The sequence below is a fragment of the Mycolicibacterium aubagnense genome (assembly GCF_010730955.1).
In the GTDB taxonomy this organism is placed as follows: domain Bacteria; phylum Actinomycetota; class Actinomycetes; order Mycobacteriales; family Mycobacteriaceae; genus Mycobacterium; species Mycobacterium aubagnense.
Genome location: NZ_AP022577.1, coordinates 3,582,904 through 3,609,713, shown reverse-complemented (window position 1 = coordinate 3,609,713; position 26,810 = coordinate 3,582,904). Strand labels below are relative to the sequence as shown.

The following is a 26,810-nucleotide window of genomic DNA, read 5'->3' as shown; positions in this document are numbered from 1 at the left end:
TCATTGGCCTCCAACTTCGGCAGGAAGTGCGGGTCCGGCCGGCCCCGGCGCGGGCGCCGGTCCCGGGGCGGGCCCAGGTGCCATGGCACTCATCGGGCTCGGGTCATTGCCCGGTCGCGGCGGCGAGACCGGTCCCGGCTGCGGGTACCACGGCGGCGGCAGCGGGCTGCTCTCGTTGTAGGCATCCGGCGGGCCGGACATGGTGACGCCACCGGTCGGCGGAATGATGTCCGGCCCACCCATGAGCTCACCCAGCGACTCGGGGGTCAGCAGGTCCTGGGTCGACTGTCCGACCTTGAGGCCCTGCATACCGGGCGCGGTGACCCAGCCTGCCTCATGCTGGCCGTGCGACCACGCGGTGTCGCGCGAGAACACACCCGGCACGGTGGTGTCCTTGAACCCGCCCGGGGGCTGCAGGCGCGGCTCCGAGTAGGTGACCAGCTTCGGCAGCGTCATGGCGGTGGTCGCCATGTTGATACCGAACGGCAGGTAGTTGAACTTGATCGCGTCCATGACCGGCGCCAGGTACTGCGCGCACAGCTCAGCGGAGTCCTGGTAGCCCAACCGGCTGCCGGCCTGGATCGAGCTGCAGATGAACTGCAGCGGGTTCGAGAAGCTGGTCAAGCCCGGCAACACGCCGGAGGCGATCAGACCGCCGGTGGCCGGCGAGTAGATGTTCTCGAGGTTGGCCAGGAAGTTCGGGTAGGCGTGCAGGGCCCGTTCCAGACCGTCCCGCGGCTCCGGCTGCAGGATGGCCGTCGTCGCCTCGGACACGTTGTTGATGTCGTGGGCGAGGACGCTGCCGTTCTTGTCCAGGAAGCTGCGGGTCGTCGTCATCACATTGTTCAGGTCCTTGAGCGCGCTGGCCAGTTCCTGATCGGTGTTGGTGAACTTGTTGGTGAACGAGGCCAGGTCGTTGTTCAGCGAGACGAACTGCTGGTCGCTCTTGTGCAGCGCGTTGACGAAGACCGCCAGGCTCTTGATCACCTGGATGAAGTCGCCGCGGCCCTGGTTCAGGGTGTTGACCGCGTCAGACAGGCCCTTGAGGGTCTTGTTGATCTGCGCGCCCTTGCCCTCGAAGCCGTTGGCGAACGACTCGATGATGTCGCCGAAGGGACCCTTGGGCTGTTCCTTGGTCGGTCCCAGCTCGGCGAGGATGCGCGTCAGCTGGTTACGCAGCTCGTCGTACTCGATCGGAATCTGGGTCCGCTCGATCGGGATGACCGCACCGTCCTTCATCGCCGGTCCGCCGGTGTACGGCGGCGACAGCTGGATGACGCGCGACGCCACCAGACTCGGGTTCAGCACGGAGGCGGACGCGTTCTGCGGCACCTTGTACTTGTTCGAGTAGTGGAAGACGACCTTCATCTTCCCGTCGGGCGACGTCTCGAGGGTATCGATGGCCCCGACCTCGACGCCCATGATGAGGACCTTGTCGCCGGGGTACAGCGCCAGCACCTCAGGGAAGTACGCCGTCACCGTCGTGGTGGTCAGCTTGCGGTACAGCTGCAGCCCGAAGAATCCGACGAGCACGATCGCCACCAGTGCGAGGGCACCACCGATGAGCGTCCCCTTGGACAGGTCCGGCTTCTTGATGTTCCGGATGTTGAAAACAGTCGACATCGTGGCGGCCCTATCCTTGCGACCCTGGCGGGAGGAACGGCGGGTTACCCGGCAACGGCGCGGTACCGGCCGGTCCGGCGTTGGGACCCGGCCCCGGCGGTGCCGGCGGAGCGATCAGCGGCCCGGGGATCGGAGCGAATCCGGGAGCGATGTCGTTGTCACCGGGCTGCGGCGTCAGCGGAACCGTCCGGGCGCCGACGGGTGCCGGCGGCAACGGCACCGGCGTACCGGGCACGTTCTGAGCCGGTTGCCCAGGCAGGGCGGCCGACGGCACCCCCGGGCCGGTGGGCACGCCAGCCGGGTTCGGCTGTGACGCAACAACATCCGGCGCGCCGTAGTTGTTGCCGTACGGGTTGTCCCCGAACGGACCCACGCCGAGGTGCGAGCACGGCAGCGGATCGGCCGGCGACGGGTCGGCGCCAGCACCTGGGGTGTACGAGCACGGCGAGCCAGGAGGCACCGCGGGGCCGGGGTGCTCCGGCGTGCCTTCGAGCTTCGGCGGGGCCGGCGGCGGCGCACCGTTGGCGAAGCGCTTGCCGTTGGGGTCCGGCCACTGCGCCTCAGGCAGGCCGGTGCTGCGCCAGAAGTCTTCGGGGTTCAGTCCGCGCTTCTTGAACGCGGCGTCCACGAACGGCTGCATCAGCTGCGGCGGCAGGATGTTCTCGACCATGACCTTGAAGTACGGGCCCGATGCGATGGCCTCCGACAGCGAGGCCACGAACTTGCCCGCCGACACCAGCGTGTCGGCCAGGTCCTGCTTGCGGGCGACGAGGATGTCGCTGATGGTCCTGAGCTGCTCCAGCACGTGGTTGATGTTCGGGTTCTCGTCGATGGTCGCCTGGAGTTGGTGCGACACCTTGGAGATCCGCTCCAGCAGCAGGCCGACGGCCTCGCCACGCTGGTTCAGGGCGTGCAGCAGCGTCTGGGCGTTGACCAGCAACGCGTTGACCTGACCGCTGCGGTCGCTGAGGACCGTCGCGATCTTGTTGGCGTTGGCCAACAGCGACCGGACCTGGTCATCACGCTTGCCGATGGTCTCCGAGAGCTTCTGCACGCCTTCCAGCGCGGCGCTCAGGTGCGGCGAGGTCTGATCCGCGGTCTCGGACAGCACGTTGAGCGAGTCCTTGATGGTCTTGGTGTCCCAGCCCTGCGTGGCGCGGGTGACGTCGAAGATCGCGTCGTAAATCTGGTACGGCGTGGACGTCTGGCCCAGCGGCAACGTACCCCGCGGCGGCAGCTTGTGGGTGCCCTTGGGCTCGATCTCGATGGCCTTGCGGCCCAGGATCGTCTCGGTCTTGATCAGCGCGCGGCTGTCCGAACCGATGGTGTTGGTGCCGATCTGGAAGCCGATGATCACCTTGTCGCGATCGACGTCCATGGTCTTGACCTGGCCGACGTTGACGCCGTCGATGCGGACGAAGTCGCCCACCATGAGGCCGCCGGTATCACTGAACTGGCCGTAGTACGTCGGCGCCGCGAAGAGCATGGGCACGTTCGTGACGGACGCTCCGACCGCCGTCACCAAGGCGACGACAGCGAGGCCCATTGCGCCTCTGCGGACCCGGTCGGATCCTTCTATGGTCCTCACTTCGGCGTGCACCTTCCGGACGGCTGGTTTGTGAACTTGACCGTGCGCACCGGACCACCCGGCTGCAAACCGTTCATCTTCAACTCGATGTCGCAGACGTAGAAGTTGAAGAAGTCGCCGTAGACACCACCGGAGCGGCCCAGAATCTTCAGCGCCTGCGGCACCTTCTGCAGGGTGTCGTTCAGCTGCTCCTTCTGGTCGACCAGCGACTGCTGCGTGGTCTCGAGGTAGCCGAGGGTGTCGTGCAGCAGCGGGCGGTTGTCACCCAGCAGGTCGCCGAGCGAGTTCGCGGCGTTGCTGATGTTGGCCACCGAATCGGCGATCGGGTCGGCGCGGTTCTTCAGCCCGGTCACCAGCGATTCGAAGTTCTTGAGCGTGTCGTCGAACTGCTTCTGGTGTTTGACCGTGGTGTCGAGAACCGTGTTGAGGTTCTTGATCACCTCGCCGATGGCCTGGTCCTGCTCACCGACCGTCGAGGTGAACTGCGCCGTCTGGTCGAGGATGTTGTTGATGGTCCCGCCCTCGCCCTGGAAGATCGTGACGATCGACGAGGCGATGGTGTTGACCTTCTGCGGATCCAGCGAACGGAACAGCGGCCGGAAGCCACCGACCAGGGCGTCGAGGTCCAGGGCGGGCTCGGTGCGCTCGACCGGGATGGTCCCCCCGGGCGGCAGGATCTGGTTGCTGTCACCCCGTCGAAGGTCCAGGAACCGGTTGCCGAGCAGGTCCAGATAGCGGATGTGCGCCGAGGTCTGCTGGTACAGCGGAACCGACTTGTCGACGTTGAAGTGCACCCGCACCTTGCCGCCGGGGATCAGTTCGACATCGGTGACCTTGCCGACCTCGACGCCGAAGGCACGCACGAACTGATCGGCCTTGAGGCCGCTGGTGTTGTCGAAGATCGCGAAGTAGTCGTTGTTCCGGCTGAACCGGAACTGACCGAACACGATGAAGATGCCTGCGGTGAATGCCAGCAGGACCGCGGAGAAGATGGCGAGTTTGAACGCCGTGCCCTTGATGCTCATGGGTTGATCGTGTTCTCCCCGTCTTGACGACCCCAGACGTATTCGGACGCGAACGGCGAACCGAGACCGAAGTGGTTGTACGGCGCGATCGACGCGCCAGTGTCCATCACCATGTAGGGCATCGGGAGGATGTCCTTGGTGACCGTCCAGCAGCCCGGTCGACCCATCGGACCGCCGGAGGCGTTGATCCGCGGGAGGTTGTCCGGGTAGACGTACTGGTTGGCCGCACCGACGAGCTCGGTGTGGGTCACCAGCGAGTAGCCGTTACCGCCGAGGCCCTTGGCCGCGGCCGGCGCACCGGCGGCGAAACCACGGAACAGGCAGTCGAGCTCGGGGGCGTACTTGTCGAGCACCCGCGACGTCGGCAGCAGGTCCTCGGCCCCGCGGACCAGGTACGGGCCGCCGCGCTCAAGGATGTCCCCACCGGTGTTGCCGAATCCGACGGCCGACATCAGCGCCTGGTCGATGTTGCCGCGCTGGTCGTTCAGGGTGCGCTCGGTGGTGACGGCGTTCTTGAGGCCGTCCCACAGGTCCGGCGACGCCTTGGCGTAGACCTCGGTCAGGTCGGCGAGCGCCCTCGTGTCGTGCCGGAAGGTCGGCATCCGCTGGTTCAGGTCGGCCAGGATGGTGTTGCCGTTGACCAGTGACTGACCGAACTTGTCACCCAGGCCGTCGAGAGCCTGGGCGGCCGCCGTCAGCGTCTGGTTCAGCTTGATGGGGTCGACCTGCTCGGAGATCGCGGTGACGGTCTCGAACAGCGTGTTGAACTCGGTCGTGACGCACGCGCTCGGCGGCGTCGGCGGCGAGCACTGGGACACGTCGATGGTGTCGCCGCCCTTGAGCCGCTGCGGGGCCGGGTTCGACGGTGAGGTGAACGAGACGTACTTGTTGCCGAAGGCCGTGGTGGCCAGCAGCTTCACGTCGACGTTCTTGGGCAGCAGGTTGAGGTACTGCGGGTCGACGTTCAGGACGAGCTTGGCCTCGGGCGTCTGGCCCTGATGCCCGACGACCTGAATCTCCTTGACGCGGCCGATGGGCACGCCGTTGTAGGTGGCCTTGGAGCCGGGGTCCATGGACAGTCCCGACCGGGGGGTCAGCACGTAGAGCTGGGCCTTGGTGTCGAAATAGCCGCGGAACTGGGCCCAGGTCAGGCTCAGCACCACCGCGGTGACGAGCGCCATGATCACGCCGGCGATCTTGTACGGCGGGGTCCGGTCCTTGTTGAGTTGCGCGCGGACCTGCCCCTCGGCGACGGGTGGCTTCGGCTGTGGGTTCGTCATCGCGTCACACCGTCAGGTTGAAGTTCGGGTCGGTGCCGTAGAGCGCCAACGAGAAGAGAAGAACGACCGTGACGATCGAGATCAGTGACGTCCGCATCGAGCGGCCCACCGCTTCGCCCACGCCGACGGCGCCGCCGCTGGCGTAGTAACCGAAGTAGGCGTGGTTGAGGAGGACGACCACCGACATGATGATGACCTCGAGGAACGACCACATGACGTCGTCGACGCGCAGGAACGTGTGGAAGTAGTGCTCGTAGGTACCGACCGACTGTCCGTAGAACAGGGTGGTGACCAGCTGGGCCGACAGGAACGACAGCAGGATCGCCATCGCGTACAGCGGGACGATGACGACCATGCCCGCGATCAACCGGGTCGACACCAGGAAGGAGAGGGATTTGACGCCCATCACCTCGAGGGCGTCGACCTCTTCGCTGATGCGCATGGCGCCGAGCTCGGCGGTGGCACCGGCGCCGACCGTCGCGGCCAGGGCCTGACCGGTCACGACCGGGGCGACGACGCGAATGTTGGCCAGGGCGGCGAAGAATCCGGTGAAGGCCGCGACACCGATGTTGCCCAGGGAGGCGAAACCCTGGATGGCGATCAGTGAGCCCGCGGCCAGGGTGACGAAGCCGATGATGGCGACCGTGCCGCCGATGACGGCCATGGCGCCCGTGCCCATGCCGACCTCGGCGATGAGCCGCAGTACCTCTTTGCGGTAGTAGCGGAACGCGTGCGGGATGTGCCCTACCGCGGAAACCACGAAGACCGCGACGTGACCGAGGCTGTCGAACATCCTCGCCGGTGCGGCACCGATTTCGGCGACCTTGGAGAACGCCCGGGGGAACCGCCCTCGCAGAACTGTCGATGTACTCATACCGCTACCCAGCCTGCGTTCCGAACTTGACGCCGATCGTGGTGAGCACAACGTTCACCCCGAACAGCGCGATGACACAGAGCACCAGCGTTTCGTTCACCGCGGTGCCGACACCCTTGGACCCGCCTGCCACGGTGAGCCCGCGGTAACAGCCGACCAGGCCGGCGATCAGACCGAAGATGGTGGCCTTGAGCACCGAGATCACGACCTCGGGGAAGCCGGTCAGCAGGGTCAGCGTCGAGACGTAGGCGCCGGCGTTGACGTTCTGGATGTAGACACCGAAGAAGTAGCCACCGACCAGACCGATGATGATCACCGCGCCGTTGAGCATGAAGGCGACGAACGTGGAGGCGACCACCCGGGGTACGACGAGGCGCTCGATCGGGTCGATGCCCAGCACCTCCATGGCGTCGATCTCTTCACGAACGGTCCGGGCACCGAGGTCGGCGCAGATGGCCGTCGACCCCGCGCCGGCAACCACGAGCACCGTCACCAGCGGACCCAGCTGGGTGACCGCACCCAGGGCGGCACCGGCGCCGGACACGTCGGCCGCGCCGAACTCCGCGAGCAGGATGTTCAGTGTGAAGATGATGAGCACCGTCAGCGGGATGGAGACCGCCAGCGTGGGCAGGAAGGCCACCCGGATCAGGAACCAGCACTGAAGGGTGAACTCCTTCCACTGGAAGGGCCGGGAGACCAGCGCCTTGAAGGTGAGGACGCACATCTTGACGAAGCCACCGATCTTCGTGAATGGCTTGTCCAGCTGGTCCTTGAGATAACTGACCAAGGTGTTGTCCGAGGCTGTCACCGATCAGCCTTCCCTTCCGGAAAACGGCCGTTCCGCGGCTTCACGCGTGGCACGCCCCCTCCTTAGCCGCTAGCACAAACTGAGTGATTTCTGTCTCGCTACTCCCGAGTAGTAAGACGGACCACAGGACTGTACCCGATACGCCGTGTACCCGGTGACCCAACTGAGGGATAATTGCGTTCGATTTCAGCAAACGCGACATGGGCCCATCCGCCCTCCACTCAGGTGGTCGAATTTCTCAGCGCGACGTCACTTGCCACGCTTACGACACACTTGTATCACCGAACCGCTCGCGTAGTTCCGTTTTAAGGACCTTGCCCGAAGGATTTCGCGGAAGAGCGTCGACGATTTCGAGTACTTTGGGGTGCTTGTATCGCGCCAGTCGTTCGGTCAGGAAATCATCGAGATCCGCCAGCGTCAGCGCATTTTCGCCTTCGGTCTGCGCATTCGGCGTCACCGCAACGACCGCGACGGGCACCTCACCCCACTTTTCATGGGGGCGTCCGATCACCGCGACTTCGGTAATCGAAGGGTGCGCGGCCAGAATGTTCTCTACTTCTGCACAGTAAATATTTTCGCCGCCGGAAATAATCATGTCCTTTTTACGATCGACGACCCAGATGTAACCCTCATCGTCCTGGCGAACCAAGTCACCGGAATGGAACCAACCGCCGGCGAATGCTTCGGCTGTCGCCTTCGGGTTGTTCCAGTATCCCGCCATCAAGGTGGGCGCCCGGTAGACGATCTCGCCGACCTCGCCGACCGGCACGTCGTTCATGTTGTCGTCGACGACGCGCGCGGACACCGTCGGGATCACCCGTCCGACCGATCCGAGCTTGCGCAGCGCGTCCTGACTCAGCAGCATGCACGTCACCGGCGACATCTCGGTCTGACCGAACGCAGCAAAGATCTGCGCGCCGGGGAACGTCGCCGCCATCTCCCTCAGAAGAGTGTCCGATGCGGGCGCCGCGCCCCAGGAAAGAACGCGCAACGCGACCTTCCGCGGGTGCGCCTGCTGTGCTGCGCACACCGCCTGCCACTGGGCCGGGACCAGGAAGATCGAAGAGACACCCTCGGCCTCCAGCACGTCGAGCAGCGCGCCGGGGTCGAACGCACCCAACGGGTAGATGACCGTCGGCAGACCCAGCAGCAGGCCGCCGATCATGTTGCCGATGCCGGCGATGTGGAAGAAGGGGACGCCGATGAAGCCGACGTCGTTGTTGATGTCGGGCGCGACGGTGAACAGGTTGGTCATGCCCTGACCGATGATGTTGACGTGCGTGAGCACGGCGCCCTTGGGATACCCGGTGGTGCCCGAGGTGTACATGATCAGCGCCGGCGAGTCCTCGGGGATGTCGACGGGCGCGGGCGGCGCGCCATCCTCCGCGAGCACATCCTCGTAACCGAGCACGTCGTCATCGGTCGCGCCGCCGGCCACGATCACGGTGCCCAGCGACGGTTCCAGCCCCCGCACCGCGGTGGCGACCGGGGCCAGCACCTGCTCCGTGATCACCGCCTTCGGGCCACAGTCCCGGACCAGGTAGGCGATCTCGGGCGGCGTCATGCGGAAGTTGACCGGCACGGCGATGGCGCCCAGCAGGTTGGCGGCCAGGAACGCCTCGACGTATTCGGTGCGGTTCAACATCAGGATCAGCACGCGGTCGCCGAAGCCGACCCCTCGACGGCTCAGCGCTCCCGCGAGTTTGGTGACCCGCCGCTGCAGCTCACCCCAGGTGACGGTCTGGCCCACGAACCGCAGCGCGGTGGCCTCCGGCTGCATGAGGGCGTGCCGGGCGAGGTGCGTGGTCCAGTTCTGCCGACGGGCCAGATAGGGCTGCTCGAGTGCTGCGGATGACACGGTCTGCTCCTGCGTCTCGATCGGCATCGCGGCGGAATTCGCGGACCACGACAAGCGATGCTGATATTTGATCAAATATAGTGTTGCCGCCGTCACAATAAGACGCCTGCCCCATCCGGACAACCGCCGGGGTCCCCTGCCCGCCCAGAAGAAGGACTGCCGTGAACGCCTCGGCCAAACCGCTGCCCGGCCTCGAGCGGGCCCGCCGGCGGGAACAGCTGTCCGACGAGGTGGCGGCCCAGCTCCGGGCGGCGATCATGTCGGGCAGTTTGCGTCCGGGCACCTTCGTCCGGCTCGACGAGACCGCCGCCGCACTCGGCGTGAGCATCACCCCGGTTCGCGAGGCGTTACGAACCCTGCGCGGCGAGGGCATGGTCCAACTCGAACCCCACCGTGGTCACGTGGTGTCCGCGTTCACGCGCGACGACATCGCCGACATCTTCTGGCTGCAGGCCACCATCGCCACCGAGATCGCCGCGAACGCGGCCCGGCGCATCACCGAGCCCGTGATCGCCGAACTGGACCGGCTCACCGACGAGCTCGCCGATGCCGTCACCACGGGTGATGTCGAAGCAATCGCGCTGGCGGAGTTCCTGTTTCACCGGGAGTTCAACCGCGCCGCCGGCCGAACCAAGCTGGCGTGGTTCCTACTGCATGCGGCGCGGTACCTACCGGTGCGGATCTACGCCGCCGACCCGGAGTGGGGCGCCGCGGCCGTCGCCAATCACCGGGCACTGGTTGCGGCCTTGCGGGACAACGATATCGATGAGGTCGTCCGGCAAACTCGGGGCCAGTTCGACGACGCCGCCGAGCGGTTGACCGGCCGCCTCGACGAACTCGGGTTATGGCCCTCGGGCTAGCTATGTGGCCGCGAGCTGCTCGGCGCGCGTCTTGAGGTTGCCGGCCAGGTGATCCAGCGCGTCGCCCACGACCTTCTTGACCATCATCGACGGGATACCCGGCATGTCGACCTCGACGTCCATGTCGACGGTCAGCAGGGCGCTCGCCCCGAGGTCGACCACCGAGAACAACTGCTCCTGCTTGGAGAACAGGTTGCCCTGCTGCATGACGGTCTGGATCTGACCGTCGCCCGGGTAGTAGACGGCCTGGATGTACGAGCCGTCCATGCCCTGAATCTTGGTGTCCAGACGGAGCTGGCTGGGGCGGCCGTCGTCGTAGCGGTGCAGGATCCAGCAGCCGGTGACCTCTTCGTTCCACTGCGGGTAGGCCTCGAAGTCGGCCACGATCCCCAGGATCTGCGCTGCTGGTGCGGCCACCTCGACGGTCTTGCTCACGATCGGCATGCGCCAGAGCATATCGAGGCCGCCATTGCGTCGATCCTGCGCATCTGTCCGTTGACCCTGAGCTGACGGCGCGAGTCACTCGACATTTCCCGCCCTCGCTACAGGCTCAACGCGTGGAGCACGGACCGGACCGTTCACCCTGAACAGACGGCCCAGCTCACTCGACATTTCCCACCCTGAGTACAGGGTCAGCTGACGGCAGCGGTCTCCAGCAGCTCGCGGATCGGCGCCGGGATGGGGACGGGACGCCGGGCGTCCCGGTCGACGTAGACGTGCACCCAGCTGCCGACCGCCGCGGCGAGCCGCGCCTCGGCCTGAGGGGCGTGCTCCGTTTCTTCGGCCCACAGCCCGGTGCGGTAGGTGACGCTGCTGTTGCCCAACCGGGTCACCGCGAGCCCGACCATCAGCTGGGACGGGAACTTCAGCTCCGCGAAGTAGCGGCAGCCCGATTCGGCGACCACCCCGAGCCACGGTGCGGCCACCGGGTCGACGTCGCACGTGGTGTTGATCCATGCGTTGATCGCGGTGTCGAACAGCTCGTAGTAGACCGCGTTGTTGAGGTGGCCGAACATGTCGTTGTCGGTCCAGCGCGTCTGCACGGGCCAGTGCACCGGAAATTCCGCGGTGGTCAGTGCCTGCTCCATGTCGGCCAGTCTGTCAGGCTGGTGACATGTTGATTCGCGGTGCCGTACTCGAAGAGATCGGGCGAGCCCGCCCGTATGCCGAATCACGGCCGCTCACCGTCAGCGAACTGGACCTGGACGCGCCGGGCGAGGGCGAGCTGCTGGTACGTATCGAGGCGGCCGGCCTCTGTCATTCCGATCTGTCGGTGGTGGACGGCAACCGGATCCGACCGGTGCCCATGCTGCTCGGCCACGAGGCCGCCGGTATCGTCGAACAAGTCGGCGGCACTTCGGATTTGGCCGTCGGCCAGCGGGTGGTCATGACGTTCCTGCCCCGCTGCGGGCAGTGCCGGTCCTGCGCGACGGACGGCCTTGCTCCCTGCATTCCCGGCAGCGCCGCCAACGGCGCGGGCACGCTGCTCGCCGGCGGGACGCGGCTATCCCGAAGCGGCACACCGGTTCTGCATCACCTCGGAGTTTCGGCCTTCGCGACGTACGCAGTGGTGGATCGCCGATCGGTGGTGCCGGTGGACAGTGACGTTCCTCCGGTCGTGGCATCGCTGCTCGGCTGCGCGGTGCTGACCGGCGGCGGCGCTGTGCTCAACGCCGGAAAGCCGCAACCCGGTCAAACGGTGGCGATCGTAGGTATGGGCGGCGTCGGCATGGCGGCCATGCTCACCGCGCTGGCGCACGATGATGTGCGGGTCGTCGCGGTGGACCGCCTGCCCGACAAGCTCGAGCAGGCGCGTGCACTCGGTGCGCACGATGCGGTCACCGACCCCGGCGACATCAAGGCCGACGTCGTGATCGAGGCCGCCGGCCACCCCGCCGCACTCGAGACCGCGATCAGCATGACCGCCCCGGGCGGCAAGACCATCACCGTCGGCCTGCCCCACCCGGACGCGCGAATCACGTTGTCGCCGTTGGCTTTGGTCGCCGACGGTCGGTCCTTGATCGGCAGCTACCTCGGGTCCGCGGTGCCGGCGCGGGACATCCCGTGCTTCGTCGACCTCTGGCGGTCCGGCCGGTTGCCGGTCGAGAAGCTGGTGTCCGACACCATCACCCTCGACGACATCAACACCGGCATGGACGCCCTGGCCGACGGCCACGCCGTGCGGCAGATCGTGCAGTTCTAGCCGCGAACGTATCGCTCAGAACCAGCCGTCCCGCATCTCCAGCGTCGTCCGGTCCAGCGACTCCAGCAGGTCCAATTGCGGTGCGGTCTTGGGCAATTCGAATCGGAAGAAGTACCGGGCCGCCTGCCGCTTGCCGTCATAGAAATCGCCGTCTTTACCCGCGGCCGCGACAAACTGCTCCAGCCACAGCCACGCCACGACGACGTGCCCGAACGCTTCCAGGTACACGTGACTGTTGGCCATCACCGCGGGAATGTCGCCCGAGCCGAACATGCCGGCGGTCACCGCGACCAGCCGCTGCCACGAGGCGTCCAGCGTGCCCGCCAACTCCGCGGCCTCGCCACCCAAGGCGGAGGCCGTCCCCACCGTCTCGGCGATGACCTGCCCGAGCGCCGCCAGGCTGGCCCCGTCGCGCTGAGTCACCTTGCGGCCCAACAGGTCCAGGCTCTGGATGCCGTTGGTGCCCTCGTGGATCGGGTTCAGCCGGTTGTCCCGGTAATGCTGCTCGACGTCGTATTCGCGGGTGTAGCCGTAGCCGCCGTGCACCTGGATCGCCAGATCGTTGGCCTCCAGACACCACTGCGACGGCCAGCTCTTGCCGATCGGGGTCAGGATGTCGAGCAACAGGCCTGCAGCTTCAGCTTCATCGGAAGCCTCGGCGTCCGACTCCGCGCTGTGCTGCACGTCCACCAGCCGCGCGCAGTACAGGCCCAGCGCGAGTCCGCCTTCGACATAGGCCTTCTGCGCCAACAGCATTCGCCGGACATCAGGATGCTCGACAATGGGCACCTGCGGAGTGGTCGGGTCCTTGACGTCCAGCGGACGGCCCTGCGGCCGCTCCCGCGCGTACTGCACCGACTTGAGGTAGCCGGTGTAGCCCAGCGCCACCGCGCCCATGCCGACGGCCAGCCGCGCCTCGTTCATCATCTGGAACATGTAGACGATGCCGCGGTGCGGCTCGCCGACCAAGTAGCCGACCGCGCCGTTCTCGCCACCCGGATTGAATTGCGTGTCACCGAAATTCAGCACGGTGTTGGTGACGCCCCGCTGCCCCATCTTGTGGTTCAGCCCCGCAATGGCGACGTCGTTGCGCTCGCCGATCGACCCGTCGGCGTTCACCAGGTACTTGGGCACGATGAACAGCGAGATGCCCTTGGTGCCGGCGGGTCCACCGGGGAGCTTGGCCAGTACCAGGTTGACGATGTTGTCGGTGATTTCGTGCTCGGCACCGGAGATCCACATCTTCGACCCGAACAGCCGGTAGGTGCCGTCGTCGCGCGGTTCGGCGCGGGTGGCCACGTCGGCCAATGAGGACCCGGCCTGGGTCTCCGAGAGCGCCATGGTGCCCGAGAAGCGGCCCGCCAGCATGGGTTTGACGTAGGTCTCGATCTGCTCGGGCGTCCCGAACTTGGTCAGCAGATTGGCGTTGGCGATGGTCAGCATCAGATACCCCGACGTCGACACGTTGGCGGCAGCGATCCAGGCGAACGCCGCCTGCGCGACGACCGCGGGCAGTTGCGCCCCGCCGACCGACTCCTCCATCGACATGCCGATGAGGTCGGCTGAGACGAATGCGTCCCAGGCCTCTTTGACCTCGGGGACCATCGTGACGGTCTGTCCGTCGAAGGTCGGCTCGTTGGCGTCGCTCTTCTTGTTGTGCGGCGCGAAGTAGCGCTCAGCCAGCTGCTCGCTGAGGTCCAGGACGCCGTCGAAGGTCTCGCGTGAATGGTCGGCGAACCGCTTGCGGGCGGTGAGTTCATCGACCTTCAGCCACTCGTACAGCAGGAAGTCGAGGTCCCGTCGGGACAGCAGCAGCGATTTCATCGGACCTCGATCACCTCTCGAAAGCGGGTTTTATGCGCCGCCGCCGAGGGGGTCCTCGGTGCGGATCGTTTCGTCGCGGATCAGTCCGCGCAGCAGTGCGGTGCTGAACTCGACCGCGATCTCGGAAGCCGTGCGCCGGCCGTGCGGCCGCAGCCACCGGTAGGCGCCCAGCGTCATCCCGATGTAGCCCAGCGCCAGCACATGCGAGTCGCACTCATTGAACTCGCCGCTGGCGATGCCGCGGTCGATGACGTCGCGGACATGTTCGTAGACCGTGGTCTCGGCCTTGCGGATGTAGGCGACCTGCTCCTCGGTGAACCATTCGGTGATGTACGGCCCCTCCTGGAAGTACACCGCCGCGGATTCCAGGTCGGTGGCGATGCCGGTCAGCAGGCGCCGGGTGAAGTTGAAGATCGTCTCGCGGGCCGAGGCGGTCGGGTCATCATGCAAGGCGTCGACGGTGAAGTCGGCGGTCGACTTGTAGATGTCCCAGAGGATCAGCGACTTGCTGGCGTAGTAGTGGTAGACGGTGGCCTTGTTGAGCCCGACAGCGTCGGCGACGTCGTCCATGCGGGTGCCGTGGTAGCCGCGCGCCGCGAACAGCTTGGCGGCCACCGCCAGTAATTCCTCGCGCCGCGACGAGCCGTTCGACCCATACGACGCAGACGACGCGCCCGTGGGCGACCCCGTTGCAGAACCTTTTGTCGACGACTCTGTGGACATGTCAGCTCACTCTATGCAGTCGGGCGCGCGACCCGGGACCCAATCAACTGGTTGGCCAGTCTATGCCGTGGCATTTCCCTGGCCGATCCGCCACTCGCAACCGGGGTCCAGCAGCTAAACTCGCGAGTAACAAGCTGGTCGGTTGGAGGTACTGATGGATCCGAGTCCGGATTACGACGCGAGCGACGAGGTCGAGTACTTCTTCAACTGGGTCCCGTGGGGCATCCGCGGCGTATACCCGCCCCCGGCCTACCCCCCGGTGTAACCGCCTCTGCATTTCACCCCACCGACCGGTGTTTCGGCGCGTGCCGTCCCACCGGCCGGAATTTGGTGTATCCACATCTCTGCCCGCGACGTAGATATATCCGGGCAACGCCCGACCGTGGACTTTTGGTCGAGTTATGAGCGACTGCTAATTTATAAGCGATTGCTAACTGGTATAGGGGGCCAAGAGCACCATCCAGACGTGGATGGGGGAGACTCTTGCAAGCAAACCAACACAGATCGGATCGAATTCGATGATCATCGGGATTCCCCGCGAGTCTCTGGCTGGTGAGACGCGGGTTGCCGCCACTCCTGCAACCGTCGGGCAGCTGATCAAGCTCGGCTATTCGGTAGTGGTCGAGTCCGGCGCGGGTGCCGCCTCCAGTTTCGCCGACGCCGCCTATGTAGAGGCCGGAGCCAGTGTCGGCTCCTCCGCAGAGGCCCTGTCTGCCGACATCGTGCTCAAGGTCAACGCACCTGACGACGGTGAGATCGCCGCCCTCAAGGACGGCGCCACCCTGGTCTCGCTCATCTCCCCGGCGCTGAAGCCGGAACTGCTGGAGAAGCTCGCCACCCGCCCGATCACCGTGCTGGCCATGGACGCGGTGCCGCGTATCTCGCGCGCCCAGTCCCTGGACGTGCTGTCCTCGATGGCGAACATCGCCGGCTACCGCGCCGTCGTCGAGGCCGCCCACGCTTTTGGGCGGTTCTTCACCGGCCAGGTCACCGCCGCCGGCAAGGTTCCCCCGGCCAAGGTCCTCGTCGTCGGAGCCGGTGTGGCCGGTCTGGCCGCGATCGGTGCCGCCGGATCCTTGGGCGCCATCGTGCGCGCCACCGACCCGCGCCCCGAGGTCGCCGACCAGGTCGCCTCCCTCGGCGGTGAATACCTGTCCGTGGCGAACGAGGCCGCCGAGGTCTCGGCGACCGGTTACGCCAAGGAGATGGACGACGACTACAAGGCCCGCGAGGCGCAGCTGTACGCCGAGCAGTGCAAGGACGTCGACATCATCATCACCACTGCGCTGATCCCGGGCCGTCCCGCGCCGCGGATCATCACTGGCGAGATGGTGGCCTCGATGAAGGCCGGCAGCGTGATCGTCGACATGGCCGCGGCCAACGGCGGCAACGTCGAGGGCACCGTCAAAGACCAGGCCGTCGTCACCGATAACGGTGTGACGATCATCGGCTACACCGACCTGGCCGGCCGCCTGCCCGCGCAGGCCTCTCAGCTGTACGGCACCAACCTGGTCAACCTGCTCAAGCTGCTCACCCCGGAGAAGGATGGGACTGTCCTCCTCGATTTTGAGGACGTGGTGCAGCGCGGCGTGACGGTCGTGCGCGACGGTGAGATCACCTGGCCGCCGCCGCCGGTGCAAGTCTCCGCCGCTCCGGCTGCCGCTGCCGCCGCCGCGCCGGTGGTCTCGCAGGTCAAGGAGCCCATGTCGACGCAGCGTCGTCTGGGCATCACCTTCGGTGCCGCGGCCGTGCTGTTCGCCCTCATCGCCGCTTCCCCGGCCGCCCTGCAGGTCCACTTGACGGTGTTCGCGCTGGCGATCGTGATCGGCTACTACGTGATCGGGCACGTGCACCATGCGCTGCACACCCCGCTGATGTCGGTGACCAACGCGATCTCCGGAATCATCGTGGTCGGCGCCCTGCTGCAGATCGGGCATCACAACACCCCGATCACCGCCCTGGCCGGCGTCGCAATTCTGCTCGCCAGCATCAATGTCTTCGGTGGCTTCGCGGTGACCCGCCGCATGCTGGCCATGTTCTCCCGCAGCTAGAGCCGGCCAACGGCATCAGCACCCAGAAACCTTTGGAACGGATTCATGTTCAACGCAGAAACCATCACCAATATCGCCAACGCCGCTTATGTGGTGGCCGCCCTGTTGTTCATCCTCGCTCTGGCCGGGCTCTCCAAGCACGAGACCTCCAAGGCCGGTAACGCCTTCGGCATGGCCGGCATGGGCGTGGCGCTGGTCGCCACCATCACCCTGGCCATCAACAAGCAGATCGAGCCGCTCGGCCTGGCCCTGCTGATCGGCGCCATGGCCGTCGGTGCCGCCATCGGCCTATGGCGTGCCCGTGTCGTCGAGATGACGGGCATGCCCGAGCTGATCGCGCTGCTGCACTCGTTCGTCGGTCTGGCCGCCGTGCTGGTCGGCTGGAGCGGCTACCTGCACGTCGAGCACGAGCTCGACGGCCAGGGCGCGCTCGAGCTGGCCAAGGAAGGCATGCTCGGCATCCACTCTGCCGAGGTCTTCATCGGCGTGTTCATCGGTGCGGTGACCTTCACCGGTTCGATCGTGGCCAACCTGAAGCTCTCGGCCAAGATCAAGTCCGCGCCGCTGATGCTGCCCGGCAAGAACTTCCTCAACGTCGGCTCGCTGGTCCTGTTCGTCGCGCTGACCGTGTGGTTCTGCATCTCCCCGAACCTGTGGCTGCTGGTCGGCGTCACCGTGCTCGCGCTACTGCTCGGCTGGCACCTGGTCGCCTCCATCGGCGGCGGCGACATGCCCGTCGTGGTGTCGATGCTCAACAGCTACTCCGGCTGGGCCGCGGCCGCCTCGGGCTTCCTGCTGTCGAACGACCTGCTGATCATCACCGGCGCGCTCGTCGGCTCCTCCGGTGCCTACCTGTCGTACATCATGTGCAAGGCCATGAACCGGTCGTTCATCTCCGTGATTGCCGGCGGCTTCGGCATCGAGGCCGGCCCGGCCGAGGACAAGGACTACGGCGAGCACCGCGAGATCACCGCCGAAGGCGCTGCCGAGATGCTCGCGTCGGCGAGTTCGGTGATCATCACCCCGGGTTACGGCATGGCCGTCGCTCAGGCGCAGTACGGCGTCGCCGACCTGACCCGCAAGCTGCGCGAGCGGGGCGTCACAGTCCGCTTCGGTATCCACCCCGTCGCCGGTCGTCTGCCCGGTCACATGAACGTGCTGCTGGCCGAAGCCAAGGTGCCCTACGACATCGTCCTGGAAATGGACGAGATCAACGACGACTTCGACGACACCGACGTCGTGCTCGTCATCGGCGCCAACGACACCGTCAACCCCGCCGCCTCCGAGGATCCGAGCAGCCCGATCGCCGGCATGCCGGTGCTCACGGTGTGGAACGCCAACAACGTCATCGTCTTCAAGCGCTCCATGGCCTCGGGCTACGCCGGCGTGCAGAACCCGCTGTTCTTCCGCGACAACAGCCAGATGCTGTTCGGCGACGCCCGCGACCGTGTCAACGACATCCTGGCGGCGCTGTAGTTCTCGCTGCGCCCTAGATTGACGAAATGGTCGTTATCCCCTTGGGATGGCGACCATTTCGTCAATGTCGACCGGTCTGACCCATCGGCATGTCGGCTCCAGGTGCGGCATGTCCGGCTGGGACCCGTCAGCATGTGCTGACGTTGTCAATGCAGGGTGACCATGTCAGCAGCACGTTGTTGGCGACAGCCCAACCATCAGCGGACGAAATCGCCTATCGCCGCGAGGAATTGGTCGGGCTTCTCGACCATGGGGCTGTGCCCCGAACCTGCGATGAGGTGCGGCGGCAAGCCGGCCGCGGTGTAGCGCGCGACATTGGGCGCTGTCGGGGTCAGGACGTCCCTGTCACCCCAGAGCACCAGCACGGGTTTGCCCAGCCCTTTCAGCGTTTCCGCAACGGGACGGCCGGCTTCCTTGGAGTCGCACACTCCCGCGTAGGTCAGCTGCTTCAAGGACCGGTAAGCCAACGGCGGGACCGGATAGTCGGCGGCGAACCCCGTCTGCAGCGAGCTTTCGCTGATCGCGTCGACGCCGCGGAAATGATCCAGCGCAGGCCCGATGGCCGGCCAGCACAGCATCTTCCCGAGCAACGGCATGGACACCAGATCCTCGGCGGCGGGAGTATCCGAAACCACCACACGCTCAACCATTTCCGGGTACTTCGTGGCGAACTCGGCAGCCACCTTGCCGCCCATCGAATGCCCGACCAGCACGGCGTGCCGGACTCCCAGCGCCGCCAGCGCCCGGTGGACGGCCTCGGCCTGGCCGTCGGCGTGGTAGGGCGCGGCGTCGGTCGGGGCCTCGGAACCACCGTGGCCGACGAGGTCGACGGCGATCACCCGCTGATGCGCGGCCAGCGCCGGTGCGACCTTCTCCCACCATTCGATAGAGGCCGAATATCCGTGCAGCAGAACGATTGCCCGGTCACCGGGTGGACCGTACTCGCGGACGTTCAGGTCGGGTCCATCGAGTTTCAGGACGTGGCCGCCGGCGAACGGTTCCGCCGCTCGGCCGGTGTGTGCCACGACCACGGCGTTCACGACCAACGCCACCACCGCCGCGACCAGCAGGCCGATCAGAATGCGCAGTTTCATGGCGCGACGCTACCGCCGCGACCCCACTGCCAACGAAGATTTTTTCGCCATAACCGCCGAGCGGACGCGAAACGTCCGGCCACGTTCAGGCGCGTTCAGGGGGTGAGGTGACCGTGACGCGGGTGCCGCCATCGGCGGAGTCGACGAGCATCGAACCACCCATCGCATCCAACCGCGCCAGCAACGAACCCAGGCCGATGTGTCCGTCGGCTACGTACTCGGCCACCGCGGCCGGGTCGAAGCCGACGCCGTCGTCCGACACCGTCAGGACGACGCGATCGCCGATCCGGCCCAGCCGCACCGAGACCGACGAGGCTTGCGCATGCTTGCCGATGTTTGTGAGCAGCTCGCGAGCCGCCCGGTACAGCAGTTGCTGCGAGTCGGGCTTGCCGACCTCCTCGAGGTCGGCCCGCACGTCCACCCCGTAGCGAGACTCGAACTGCCGCAACAGTTCCCGCACCGCCGGCGTCAGGCCGAGCTGAGCGAGCACCTGCGGGTGCAGCTCGGTGACCGTCAAGCGCAGTGCCGCCGCGGTGTCTTCCAACGCCACGTACACCGCGTCGAGTTCCGGGCCGGGCGTGCGTTCCCGGATTTCATCCAGCTGGAGCCGGGCCGCCAGCAGGGTCTGCAACGGGCCGTCGTGCAGCCCCTCGGCCACTTCCCGGTTGTGCCGCTCGTCGGACTGCATGGCCTCGGACACCAACTGGCGGCGGACCTCCTGCAGGGCCTGCACGCGCTCCTGGCGCCGGACCAGGACGAAGCACAGCACCGTGGTGGCGACCGCAAGCCAGACCAGGAACCCGAAATGGGTGTAGACCATGTTCGGCAGGCCCATGCGGTCGTCGTGTTTGGAGTAGAAGATCCACACCGCCAGATAGCCCGTGGCCGTCACGGTGCCGATCGCCGCTGTCAGCATGGGCCGGTCCTGGAACGCGACCGAGATCGGCAGCAGGAAGAAGACCGGCAGCAGGGCCGCCGTCGCGCCGCCGGACACCAGGCACAGCGAGAGGATCACCGCCAGGTCGATGCCGGTGGACGCCCAGTCCGCCCAACGTGGCACCGGGCCGCGCAGCACTGCCACCAACCAGATCACCGCCGCGATCGCGTACAGCCCCAGGATCGCCGCGTACAGCTCGGGCAGCCAGTGGTCGACTTCCCAGATCCACACCAGGACGCCGATCAGCGCGATCAGCGGGAGCCGCAGCCCGGCGGATATCCGCACCGGCTCGGCGGCCAGGTACTCACCGATCCGGCTGAGTGTCGAGCTCACGTCAGTCCAGCAACTTCCGACGCATCGCCTCGGCCACGGCCGCGGCGCGGTCCCCGACCCCGAGCTTCTCGTACAGCCGCTGCACATGGGTCTTGACGGTCGACGGCGCCAGGTACAGCTCCTTGGCCATGGCGGGGATGGTCGTGCCCTTGGCGATCAGCTGCAGCACCTCCCGCTCGCGCGGACTGAGCGCCGGGGCGTCGGGCTCGGCCCGGCGCCGGATCTCCCCGGCGAGCCCCGCGGCCAGGCTGGGGGCGACGACGTCACGGCCCTTGGCACATTCGAGGATCGCGTTGACGAGCTCACTGCGAGTCGACTCTTTCGGCAGGAAACCGGCCGCGCCATCCTGCAGGGCCCGGTACACGATCTCGGCCTCGTCGTGGGCGGACAGCAGCAGTACCCGGGTCGGCAGTCCGTCGCGCAACACCGCCGCCGCCACCTCGGCGCCGTCCATGCCGGGCATGCGGTAATCCAGCAGAGCCACCTGGGGCTTGTGCGTACGGATCGCCTCCAACGCCGACGTCCCGTCGTCCGCTTCGGCCAGCACCTCGATGGCGCCACTCGCCGTCAGCGCCCGGACGACGCCGTCGCGAAACATCGGGTGGTCGTCACCCACCACCACGCGAACCCGTTCGTCGGTCATGCCGTCAGCGTCGCACGGCGGCCGGCGAAAAGTAACTCCGATCGCCAATTGACGGCCGCGTGTCCCCCGATCAGGGGACACCCGAATCCACCGGTCTACCGGCCGATCGCCGGACAGACCGCGAGCCCGCCCTGCGGCACTCTTGAGTCATCACCGGAGCACACCGGGGCAACACACCAAAAGCTTACTCACACAGGAGAATTCAGATGAGCATCACCACCCGCACCTTCGGCTTCTCGATCATTGCCGCCGGCATCCTCGGTGGCTCGGCACTCGGCCTGGCCGGCGCCGCCGGCGCCACGACCCTCGGCCCCGACGTGCGGCCGCCGCACGTGGTCGCCACCCCCTCGACCATCGCGCCGCCGGCAGGGGTGCCGATGCCCGGGGTGCTCTGGCACCACGGCATCTACCGCGTCGCCACCCTGATGCCCGGCCAGGTCCGCTGACCGCACCGAACCCGGATTCCCTCCCCGAAGTCGTCGCGGGGAGGGAATCCGTCGTCGCGCACGGCCCTGACGACTGCGCTACCGACCGCCCGTCACATCGTTAGACAAGTGGCATATCGTGGCGGTCATGGACTTCGCGTTGTCGGCAAAAGCGCAGGATTACCAGCACAGGCTCACCGAGTTCATGACCGAGCTCGTGCTGCCCGCCGAGGCCTCCTACCACGCCTATCGCGAGGAGAAGGGCCCGAAGGACCACACGGTGCCGCCGGTGGTCGAGGAGCTCAAGATCGAGGCGCGCAAGCGCGGCTTGTGGAACTTGTTCCTGCCCGCCGAGTCCGGGCTGACCAACCTGGAGTACGCGCCGCTGGCCGAGATTTCCGGTTGGAGCATGGAGATCGCCCCCGAGGCCATCAACTGTGCGGCGCCGGACACCGGCAACATGGAGACCCTGCACCTGTTCGCCAACGAGCAACAGCGCAAGCAGTGGCTCGAACCCCTACTCAATGGTGAAATCCGCAGCGCCTTCGCCATGACGGAGCCGGCCGTGGCGTCCTCGGATGCGCGCAACATCGAGACGACGATGCTGCGCGACGGCGGGGACTACGTCATCAACGGCCGCAAGTGGTGGATCACCGGCGCCGCCGACCCGCGCTGCACGATTCTGATCGTCATGGGCCGCACCAATCCTGATGCGGCATCGCATGCCCAGCAGTCGATGATCCTGGTGCCCGTCGACACCCCTGGTGTGGACATCCAGCGGTCGCTGCCGGTGTTCGGCTGGCAGGACCAGCACGGGCACTGCGAAATCGTCTTCGACAACGTCCGCGTTCCGGTGGAGAACCTGCTGCACGAAGAGGGCTCCGGTTTCGCCATCGCGCAGGCGCGGCTGGGGCCGGGCCGCATCCACCACTGCATGCGCGCTCTCGGCGCCGCCGAGCGTGCCCTGGCCCTGATGATCCACCGGGTGTCCACGCGCGTGGCATTCGGCAAGCCGCTGGCCGAGCAGGGCGTGGTGCGTGAGTCGATTGCCAAGTCGCGCAACGCGATAGATCAAGCCAGGCTCTTGTGCGAGAAGGCAGCCTGGACCATCGACCAACAGGGCAACAAGGCCGCGCACGTGCTGGTGTCGCAGATCAAGTCGGTGGCCCCGCAGGTCGCGTGCGACGTGATCGATCGCGCCATCCAGGTGCACGGCGCCGCCGGAATCTGCGATGACGTGCCGCTGGCCCGGCTTTACGGCTGGCACCGCGCCATGCGCTTGTTCGACGGGCCCGACGAGGTCCACATGCGCACCATCGCGCGCGCCGAACTCGGCCGCGAGAAGTCGGCATTGGCGGCCGCGTGCGCCAAGTCCGGGGGCCACTGATGCGGTCCACCGGTTTGGAACTCGCCGGCGCCTGGAACTTCCGCGATGCCGCCGAGGAAACGGGCATCAGGCCCGGCCGGCTGTTCCGCTCCAGCGAGCTCAGCGGTCTGGCCGAAGACGGCCGTAAAGCGTTGCAGGACTATGGCATCACCGATGTCGCGGATCTCCGGTCCCGCGGCGAGGTGGCTCGTCGCGGAGCCGGGCGGGTACCCGACAGCGTGCGAATACACCTGCTTCCGTTCCATTTGGACGACGACGCCAATCAGGACGCGCCACACGAGAACACCTTCCAGAGGGTGATGTCCGACGCCTCACCTGACGACGATGTCGCAGAGTCGGCCCGGCGATACATGACCGAGGTATACCAAGAGTTCCCGACGCTGCCCGGCACTCACGCAGCGATCCTGCACGTGATTTCGATGCTCGCCGGCGGCGACTCTGTCATCGCCCACTGCTTCGCGGGGAAGGACCGCACGGGTTTCACCATCGCGACCGTGTTGGGGGCGATCGGCGTGGATCGGGATGCAATCATGGCCGATTTCTTGCGTAGCAATGCGGCGATTCCCGGGCTTCGTGAACGCATCATGGAATCGATTCGGGCTCGCGCCGGCGATGCCCCCGAGGTCATCCCATTCGCTGAAGCCCGGTTGACCGACGAGGTACTGGGTGTCCGCGAGGAGTACCTCGACACCGCCCTGCGTATCGTCGATGCCGAATACGGATCATTGTCGGATTACCTTGCGGCCATTGAAGTTTCTGATGACCAGCTGAAGCGGTTGCGCAGCGTACTGATGGGCTAGGCGTCACATCCAGATGCCACGCGGACGAAGCGCGAGGAGGGCTCTGCATAACTAGAAGGCGCGTGCCGCGAGCGTCACCCGCACTTCATCTGCCACCTTCATCGCGCCCATCAGCATCGAATACGGCTTGATGCCATGATCGCTGTGGCGTACCACCGCAGCCCCGCTGAGGTGCCAGCCCGCGTCGTCTCGCACCACGTCGACGTCGACGGTCTGTTCGCTGCTGCGACCCCCGAGGTCGAGGGTTCCGGTCAGCCGCCACGAGTCGGTTCCCCGCTCGATGGACGACGAGCGGAACGTCGCCCGCGGAAAGCGTTTGGCCTGCAACGTCTTCAGGGCATTGCTCCGCACCAACGCCTTCTCCGGGCCGGCCAACGGGGTCATCCCACCCTCGCCCGCCAGCACCTCGAGTGAGTCCAGTTCGACGGTTACCTCGACCGCGGCCGGCTGCTCCGCATCCCAGTCCACTGTCGCCCGCCACGAGCGCATCGCGATGGTCAAGCGGTGCCCCATCCGGGCCGCGCTGCCGGTGACGCCCGTGTGCAGCACCAGGTCGCCGTCAGCTGCGTCGAGAGTCCATTGCTCAGCCGTCAATTGCCCACTACCAATCCCGTCACCCACGCCACCGTCGCCAGCAGCGCAGCCGTCAACTCCACGCCCATCGCCAGGGCGACACCCTTCATCGCATGTTTGGTCGACGCCCAGGCGCGGCTGCGATTACCTAGCGCCGAGTACTCGGACAGGTACACCCCCAGCACGAAGCCGAGGGCGAGCCCCAGCACCGGGATGACGAAAAACCCGATGACACCCAGGATTCCGCCGACGATGAGGCTGCGGGTGGCCACGTCGGCCCTCCGCATCCGGCGCATCGGCCAGAGGTACTTGATGACTTCACCGGCCAGGAACAACGCTGCCGCGACGCCGAGCACCACCCAAGCTGTCGCGGTGTGGACGGCCACCGCCCACACCGCGATCGCCAGGAACACGAGGAGCCCGCCGGGTAACACCGGCACCACGATGCCGACCAGGCCGATCGCGATGACCAGTGCGACCAGCACTGTTCCCAAGGCGTTCACGATCAGGGTTCCAGGACGGCCTTGCCGTGAATCTTCCCGTCGGCCAACGCTTGCAGGGCGGCTGCACCGTCGGACAACGGAAAACGCATCGGCTCCGGCGGCCGCAGACCGGCCTCGACCAGCTTCGCCAGTCCCGCGCCGATCTCCGCGGCCGAACCGGGCACCTGGCGGATGAACTCGCCGTACCCGACACCCACCACGCTGATGTTGCGCAGCAACAGGCGGTTCACCTTCACCGACGGAATACCTTGTCCGGCAGCGAAACCCAGGACCAGCAACCGACCCTCGGGGGCGAGCACCCGAATCGCATCATCGAAGGCGTCGCCGCCGACCGGGTCGACCACCAGGTCCACTCCCCGACCGTCGGTGGCCGCCAGCGCGGCGTCGCGCCACCCGTCGGTCAGCGGCAGCACCACGTCGGCGCCGACCGAGGCCACGAAATCCGTCGCCTCGACGCGGTGCACCATGGCCACCACCTTGGCGCCCATGGCCTTTGCGATCTGGATGGCCGCCACTCCGATGCCACCGGCCGAGCCGAGCACCAGCACCGTCTCCCCCGCCAGCAGCCCACCGCGGCGGGCCAGCGCGAAGTACATGGTGTAGTAGTTGCCCAGCAGGCAGACGGCAGCCGCATCATCGAGACCGTCGGGCGTCGGAATCACCGAGTCCGGCAGCGCCAGCGCCCGTTCGGCGTAGCCGCCCATCATGGTGAACGCCGAAACCCGTTGACCGGTAACGAAGCCGGTGCCCTCGGGCGCCGATCGGACGGTACCGGCCACCTCCATACCCGGGGTGAAGCCCGGGGGCAGCTTCAGCTGGTACTCACCGCGGATCAGCAGCAGGTCGGGAAAGCAGACGCCGGCCGCACCGACATCGATGACGACCGCATTGCCCGAAGGATCTGCGGCGTCATCGATATCGGTGTAGGCAAGGCCCGAGGGACCGGTCAGCGACTGCGCAACAAGCGCTTTCACCTATCAGCCGAGCGCGAACGACGCGGCCTTGGCGGCCGACAGGTCGGTGATCTCGCCCCACTTGGCGGCCACCTCGTCGACGGTGGGCACATGGTCGAACGTGACACCCTCGTTCTGGAACAGCGCGGTGCGCTGCACCTTGCCACCACCGACGATGAAGATCGACCCGGTCTCCGGCAGCTCTTCACTGCACAGCTGCGCCACGACCGGCGCCACGTACTCCGGCGACAGCTTCGCGAAGACCTCAGGCGGCACGATGTCCTCGGTCATCCGGGTCGCGGCGATCGGCGCGACGGCGTTGAGCTTGATGTTGTACTTGGCGCCTTCCTGGGCCAGCGTGTTGATCAAGCCGACCAGACCCAGCTTGGCGGCGCTGTAGTTGGCCTGACCGAAGTTGCCGAACAACCCACTGGTGGAGGTGGCGACGACGACGCGGCCGTACGCGTTCTCGCGGAAATGCGGCCACGCGGCGCGGATGACGTTGTACCCGCCGTACAGGTGCACTTTGAGCACGATGTCCCACTGATCGGCGGTCATCTTGTGGAAGGTGCCGTCACGCAGGATGCCCGCGTTGCTGACGACGCCGTCGATCTTGCCAAAGGCCTCGAGGGCAGTCTTGACGATGTTCTCGGCGCCCTCGGCCTCCGCGACACTGTCGTAGTTGGCGACGGCGCGGCCGCCGGCGGCCTTGATCTCATCGACAACGTGGTCTGCCATGTTGTGGCCGGCGCCGGTGCCATCGCGGGCGCCGCCGAGGTCGTTGACCACGACGCAGGCGCCTTCGCGGGCCAGCGTCAGCGCGTATTCACGGCCCAGGCCGCCACCGGCACCGGTGACGACAACAACGCGATCCTGCACTCCGGGCATGGGTTTCCTCTCGTGGAAGGTCAAACGGGACAGCCCACCGGAGTGGGCACCCCTTTGTGTATACGGCGACCGATCGGCCGC

25 protein-coding genes and 1 pseudogene are annotated in these 26,810 nt (G+C 66.7%); 8 read left to right on the top strand and 18 right to left on the bottom strand.

Annotated features, from left to right (window positions below):
• The 7 genes from G6N59_RS17510 to fadD5 form a co-directional block, all read right to left on the bottom strand.
• Positions 1–1,623, bottom strand: a complete 1,623-nt coding sequence (locus G6N59_RS17510; RefSeq protein ID WP_138228078.1) for a virulence factor Mce family protein — start codon at positions 1,621–1,623, stop codon at positions 1–3.
• 10 nt (positions 1,624–1,633) lie between these two features.
• Positions 1,634–3,211 carry an MCE family protein gene (locus tag G6N59_RS17505; RefSeq protein WP_138228077.1) on the bottom strand — a complete coding sequence of 526 codons (1,578 nt, stop codon included), beginning with the start codon at positions 3,209–3,211 and terminating at the stop codon, positions 1,634–1,636.
• Positions 3,208–4,236 (bottom strand): virulence factor Mce family protein, encoded by a 1,029-nt coding sequence (locus G6N59_RS17500; RefSeq protein WP_138228076.1) that lies wholly within the window; start codon positions 4,234–4,236, stop codon positions 3,208–3,210. The genes G6N59_RS17505 and G6N59_RS17500 overlap by 4 nt, the downstream gene beginning before the upstream one ends.
• On the bottom strand, positions 4,233–5,516 hold the full coding sequence (locus tag G6N59_RS17495; protein WP_138228075.1) for an MCE family protein: 1,284 nt from the start codon (positions 5,514–5,516) through the stop codon (positions 4,233–4,235). The genes G6N59_RS17500 and G6N59_RS17495 overlap by 4 nt, the downstream gene beginning before the upstream one ends.
• Before the next feature lie 4 nt (positions 5,517–5,520).
• Positions 5,521–6,390 (bottom strand): MlaE family ABC transporter permease, encoded by an 870-nt coding sequence (locus G6N59_RS17490; protein ID WP_138228074.1) that lies wholly within the window; start codon positions 6,388–6,390, stop codon positions 5,521–5,523.
• Between the two features lie 4 nt (positions 6,391–6,394).
• Positions 6,395–7,198, bottom strand: coding sequence for an MlaE family ABC transporter permease (locus tag G6N59_RS17485; RefSeq protein WP_138228073.1), 804 nt, complete (start codon positions 7,196–7,198; stop codon positions 6,395–6,397).
• Between the two features lie 262 nt (positions 7,199–7,460).
• Complete coding sequence (gene fadD5 / locus G6N59_RS17480; protein WP_138228072.1) at positions 7,461–9,083, bottom strand: fatty-acid--CoA ligase FadD5; 1,623 nt, start codon at positions 9,081–9,083, stop codon at positions 7,461–7,463.
• A gap of 134 nt (positions 9,084–9,217) precedes the next feature.
• Here fadD5 and G6N59_RS17475 point away from each other — a divergent pair, with 134 nt between their 5' ends.
• Positions 9,218–9,916, top strand: a complete 699-nt coding sequence (locus G6N59_RS17475) for a GntR family transcriptional regulator (RefSeq protein ID WP_138228071.1) — start codon at positions 9,218–9,220, stop codon at positions 9,914–9,916.
• On the opposite strand, the gene G6N59_RS17470 is transcribed toward G6N59_RS17475, so the two are convergent.
• On the bottom strand, positions 9,917–10,360 hold the full coding sequence (locus G6N59_RS17470; protein ID WP_138228070.1) for an SRPBCC family protein: 444 nt from the start codon (positions 10,358–10,360) through the stop codon (positions 9,917–9,919).
• Positions 10,361–10,548: 188 nt separating this feature from the next.
• A complete protein-coding gene (locus tag G6N59_RS17465) occupies positions 10,549–11,004 on the bottom strand; it encodes an acyl-CoA thioesterase (protein WP_138228069.1) in 456 nt (151 codons plus the stop codon).
• Positions 11,005–11,030: 26 nt separating this feature from the next.
• On the opposite strand from G6N59_RS17465, the gene G6N59_RS17460 reads away from it, so the two are divergent.
• On the top strand, positions 11,031–12,119 hold the full coding sequence (locus tag G6N59_RS17460) for an alcohol dehydrogenase catalytic domain-containing protein (protein ID WP_138228068.1): 1,089 nt from the start codon (positions 11,031–11,033) through the stop codon (positions 12,117–12,119).
• Positions 12,120–12,134: 15 nt separating this feature from the next.
• On the opposite strand, the gene G6N59_RS17455 is transcribed toward G6N59_RS17460, so the two are convergent.
• Both G6N59_RS17455 and G6N59_RS17450 read right to left on the bottom strand, forming a co-directional pair.
• Positions 12,135–13,943 carry an acyl-CoA dehydrogenase gene (locus G6N59_RS17455; RefSeq protein ID WP_138228067.1) on the bottom strand — a complete coding sequence of 603 codons (1,809 nt, stop codon included), beginning with the start codon at positions 13,941–13,943 and terminating at the stop codon, positions 12,135–12,137.
• A 30-nt stretch (positions 13,944–13,973) separates the two neighbouring features.
• Positions 13,974–14,666, bottom strand: coding sequence for a TetR/AcrR family transcriptional regulator (locus G6N59_RS17450; RefSeq protein WP_234884012.1), 693 nt, complete (start codon positions 14,664–14,666; stop codon positions 13,974–13,976).
• 148 nt (positions 14,667–14,814) lie between these two features.
• On the opposite strand from G6N59_RS17450, the pseudogene G6N59_RS31180 reads away from it, so the two are divergent.
• The 3 genes and pseudogenes from G6N59_RS31180 to pntB form a co-directional block, all read left to right on the top strand.
• Positions 14,815–14,931, top strand: a pseudogene (locus G6N59_RS31180) (CAP domain-containing protein); the annotation flags it as partial.
• A 253-nt stretch (positions 14,932–15,184) separates the two neighbouring features.
• The gene (locus tag G6N59_RS17445) at positions 15,185–16,717 is read left to right on the top strand and encodes a Re/Si-specific NAD(P)(+) transhydrogenase subunit alpha (protein ID WP_138228066.1); all 1,533 of its coding nucleotides are present in this window, start codon (positions 15,185–15,187) and stop codon (positions 16,715–16,717) included.
• Positions 16,718–16,762: 45 nt separating this feature from the next.
• A complete protein-coding gene (gene pntB, locus G6N59_RS17440) occupies positions 16,763–18,193 on the top strand; it encodes a Re/Si-specific NAD(P)(+) transhydrogenase subunit beta (protein ID WP_138228065.1) in 1,431 nt (476 codons plus the stop codon).
• Between the two features lie 197 nt (positions 18,194–18,390).
• Here the strand turns inward: pntB and G6N59_RS17435 are convergent, their stop codons facing one another.
• The 3 genes from G6N59_RS17435 to G6N59_RS17425 all read right to left on the bottom strand — a co-directional run bounded on the left by G6N59_RS17435 (position 18,391) and on the right by G6N59_RS17425 (position 21,200).
• Positions 18,391–19,287, bottom strand: a complete 897-nt coding sequence (locus G6N59_RS17435; RefSeq protein ID WP_138228064.1) for an alpha/beta fold hydrolase — start codon at positions 19,285–19,287, stop codon at positions 18,391–18,393.
• An 85-nt stretch (positions 19,288–19,372) separates the two neighbouring features.
• A complete protein-coding gene (locus G6N59_RS17430; RefSeq protein ID WP_138228063.1) occupies positions 19,373–20,557 on the bottom strand; it encodes a sensor histidine kinase in 1,185 nt (394 codons plus the stop codon).
• A 1-nt stretch (position 20,558) separates the two neighbouring features.
• Positions 20,559–21,200 (bottom strand): response regulator, encoded by a 642-nt coding sequence (locus G6N59_RS17425; protein ID WP_138228062.1) that lies wholly within the window; start codon positions 21,198–21,200, stop codon positions 20,559–20,561.
• 206 nt (positions 21,201–21,406) lie between these two features.
• Between G6N59_RS17425 and G6N59_RS17420 the strand changes: the two genes are divergently transcribed.
• From G6N59_RS17420 to G6N59_RS17410, 3 genes are all read left to right on the top strand, one after another.
• On the top strand, positions 21,407–21,646 hold the full coding sequence (locus G6N59_RS17420) for a hypothetical protein (RefSeq protein WP_138228061.1): 240 nt from the start codon (positions 21,407–21,409) through the stop codon (positions 21,644–21,646).
• A 127-nt stretch (positions 21,647–21,773) separates the two neighbouring features.
• The gene (locus tag G6N59_RS17415; protein WP_163911409.1) at positions 21,774–23,012 is read left to right on the top strand and encodes an acyl-CoA dehydrogenase family protein; all 1,239 of its coding nucleotides are present in this window, start codon (positions 21,774–21,776) and stop codon (positions 23,010–23,012) included.
• Positions 23,012–23,812 carry a tyrosine-protein phosphatase gene (locus G6N59_RS17410; RefSeq protein ID WP_138228059.1) on the top strand — a complete coding sequence of 267 codons (801 nt, stop codon included), beginning with the start codon at positions 23,012–23,014 and terminating at the stop codon, positions 23,810–23,812. The genes G6N59_RS17415 and G6N59_RS17410 overlap by 1 nt, the downstream gene beginning before the upstream one ends.
• Before the next feature lie 51 nt (positions 23,813–23,863).
• Here the strand turns inward: G6N59_RS17410 and G6N59_RS17405 are convergent, their stop codons facing one another.
• From G6N59_RS17405 to G6N59_RS17390, 4 genes are read right to left on the bottom strand one after another with little or no spacing between them, the layout of a single operon-like run.
• Positions 23,864–24,433, bottom strand: a complete 570-nt coding sequence (locus tag G6N59_RS17405; RefSeq protein WP_138228058.1) for a YceI family protein — start codon at positions 24,431–24,433, stop codon at positions 23,864–23,866.
• Complete coding sequence (locus tag G6N59_RS17400) at positions 24,403–24,888, bottom strand: DUF456 domain-containing protein (protein ID WP_138228057.1); 486 nt, start codon at positions 24,886–24,888, stop codon at positions 24,403–24,405. The genes G6N59_RS17405 and G6N59_RS17400 overlap by 31 nt, the downstream gene beginning before the upstream one ends.
• Positions 24,889–24,890: 2 nt before the next feature.
• On the bottom strand, positions 24,891–25,862 hold the full coding sequence (locus G6N59_RS17395; RefSeq protein WP_138228056.1) for an NADPH:quinone oxidoreductase family protein: 972 nt from the start codon (positions 25,860–25,862) through the stop codon (positions 24,891–24,893).
• Between the two features lie 3 nt (positions 25,863–25,865).
• A complete protein-coding gene (locus G6N59_RS17390) occupies positions 25,866–26,729 on the bottom strand; it encodes an SDR family oxidoreductase (protein ID WP_138228055.1) in 864 nt (287 codons plus the stop codon).
• Between the last annotated feature and the right edge of the window lie 81 nt (positions 26,730–26,810).